This is a genomic window from Streptococcus oralis (assembly GCF_001578945.1).
GTDB lineage: Bacteria > Bacillota > Bacilli > Lactobacillales > Streptococcaceae > Streptococcus > Streptococcus oralis_Q.
In genome coordinates, this window is the sequence record NZ_KQ969551.1 from 452,988 (window position 1) to 453,644 (window position 657).

The window sequence follows — 657 nt, forward strand, 5'->3', positions numbered from 1 at the left end:
ACCATGGTGATGGGGATTTTTGGAATGATCCGCCACAACTGCCATATACAGACTATCCAATTTAGAAAGTGCCATCAAAAAACTCCTTGGTCTTCTTCAATGCGGTAACCAACTGGTCACATTCTTCTTTGCTATTGTAAAAATAAAAACTAGCTCTAGCAGTCGAGGATACTCCCAGATAGGAGATGAGCGGTTGAGCACAGTGGTGTCCCGCTCGAACGGCAATCCCCTGATAATCCAAAGCTGTCGCAAGGTCATGCGGATGCAAGTCTCCTAGATTAAAGGCAATAACACCTGAACGTTGAGCCAAATCCTGTGAACCGTAAATAGTCAATCCTTCGATTGCCTGCAATTTTGGAAAGACGTATGCAATCAATTCTTGTTCATGGGCTTCGATTGCATCCATGCCAATATTTTCTAGGTAATCCACTGCAGTAGCAAGTCCGATAGCACCTGCCATATTGGGAGTTCCAGCCTCAAATTTCCAAGGCAATTCCTTCCAACTAGCAGATTGCTCATAGACGAAATCAATCATCTCGCCGCCAAATTCTACTGGAGACATTTGTTCCAGATACTTTTCTTTGCCGTAAAGGACACCGATACCAGTCGGACCAGCCATCTTGTGACCCGAAAAGGCAAAGAAGTCCACATCCAAGT

1 protein-coding gene and 1 pseudogene are annotated in these 657 nt (G+C 44.7%); both read right to left on the bottom strand.

The window, feature by feature from the left end:
- A pseudogene (locus SORDD16_RS04860) lies at window positions 1-75 on the bottom strand (Fe-S cluster assembly sulfur transfer protein SufU); the annotation flags it as partial.
- A partial coding sequence (locus tag SORDD16_RS11760) for an aminotransferase class V-fold PLP-dependent enzyme (RefSeq protein WP_241733989.1) occupies window positions 62-657 on the bottom strand: 596 nt, incomplete at its 5' end. The gene SORDD16_RS11760 and the pseudogene SORDD16_RS04860, both read right to left, overlap by 14 nt.